Source organism: Coprococcus sp. AF21-14LB (assembly GCF_003458885.1).
Classification (GTDB): Bacteria; Bacillota; Clostridia; order Lachnospirales; family Lachnospiraceae; genus UBA9414.
In genome coordinates this window covers 1-1,729 of sequence record NZ_QRVX01000113.1, presented here as the reverse complement: position 1 = coordinate 1,729, position 1,729 = coordinate 1, and the positions used below count along the sequence as shown (strand labels likewise).

General features: G+C 42.7%; 2 protein-coding genes. Both read right to left on the bottom strand.

Features of this window, described 5'->3' with window-relative positions; genetic code table 11:
- Positions 1 to 93: 93 nt before the first annotated feature.
- On the bottom strand, positions 94 to 924 hold the full coding sequence (fdhD, locus tag DWX73_RS13185; RefSeq protein ID WP_118349117.1) for a formate dehydrogenase accessory sulfurtransferase FdhD: 831 nt from the start codon (positions 922 to 924) through the stop codon (positions 94 to 96).
- A 33-nt stretch (positions 925 to 957) separates the two neighbouring features.
- The coding region (locus DWX73_RS13180; RefSeq protein ID WP_147334796.1) for a molybdopterin oxidoreductase family protein at positions 958 to 1,729 on the bottom strand (772 nt) is incomplete at its 5' end.

Here is a 1,729-nt window from a genome sequence, read left to right as displayed (position 1 = left end):
AAATCTGAAAAATACATTTTCATTTGCAACATAAAAATCACCACTTTTCTTTTAGTATACAAGAAAAGTGATGATTTTTGTATTAACTATTTTTTATGCGGTTGCCCTGATTGTAACTCTCTCCGGAAACGTATATACATTAAACGATTCCCCTCTTGCAAATCCAACAAGAAGGATTCCTTTCTCTTCTGCCAATTCAACAGCTCTGCTCGTCGGAGCCGACACGGCAATCAGTGTTGGTGCGCCAATGGCTGCTGCTTTTTCAAGGATCTCTGCTGCCACACGCCCACTGAAAACAATCGTCTTATCTGCTGTGTCAATCTGTTCCCTGACACATGCGCCAAGCAGCTTCTCCACCGCGTTGTGACGGCCGACATCCTCACGCATCAAAAGGATTTCCCCATCTTTCGCAAGTGCCGCGCTGTGAACTCCGCCGGTAAGACGAAATCGATGTGAACGCTCATCAAGCGCAGCTGCAAGCGACATGATCTCTTTCGGAGAAATTTTCCTTTCTTCCGCTTTTTTCCTCGTTTCTTCCACATCCTGCCTGTGCATATCACACTCTTTATCTGCTACAACTTCGATTCTGTGTTCCTGCTGCTTAACACAGATTTCCTTTATTTGTTCTGATTTCAGAATATAACCTTCTAAATACAAAAATCCATACGCAAGATCTTCCAGATACCATGGTGAGCAGAAAAATGTATGTATCATTTCTCCATTCAGATATAGATCATATTTTTCTTCCGGAACAATGTATTTTTCTTCCTTAGAAAATTCTCCTGCCCGGAAGCATACTGCCTTTTGCAGCACATATTCTGTTGTATGTTCTTTTTCCCTTTTTAAATTTTTCTCCATCCCATATTCTCTCTTCATTACTAAAATGCAGACACAGCCACTGCGGCCGCATCTGCATTTTTTCATACGAAATCTCTGCTATTTGCAAAAATCTACTGCTTATTCTGTAATCTTCTCCACTTTTACTGTACAAACTTTATATTCCGGCGTACTTGAAATAGAATCAAGCGCATCACTTGTCAACCAGTTTGCACCGCCCTCAATATAATGGAACGGCATCCAGCATTCACCCGGATTCGTCTTATCTGATACATCTGCTTTCGCCTGAATTGTTCCGCGGCGAGAAGAAATCTGAACCATTTCCCCATTCTCAATACCAAGTTTTTCAGCATCCTCTGTATTAATCTCGATGAATGATTCACCTGCAATTTCATTGATTCCTGCTGTCTTATCCGTCATTGCACATGCATTATAATGATATAAGATACGTCCTGTCATCATAACCAGAGGATATTCTTCATCCGGAAGTTCCATGGAAGGCGTATATGCTGCCGGACGGAAATAGCCAAGTCCCCGCGCAAACTTACCGACATGCATGATCGGTGTTCCAGGATGTTCTTTCGATGGACATGGCCACTGTAATCCCTGTCCTGCTACTTCTTCGCTGTCCAGTCTTGCATGACTGATTCCGCCAAATGACGGTGTCACAGAAGAAATCTCATCCATAATCTCTGCCGGTGTCAGATGTGGCTGTGGATAACCCATTCGTCTCATAATTTCTGTAAAGATCCATGTATCCGGTTTTGTATCACCGGCAATCTCAACAGCTTTTCTGACGCGCTGTACACGTCGCTCTGTATTCGTAAATGTTCCTTCTTTCTCAGCATAGGAACGTCCAGGAAGAATTACATCTGCAAGTTTTGCAGTCTCA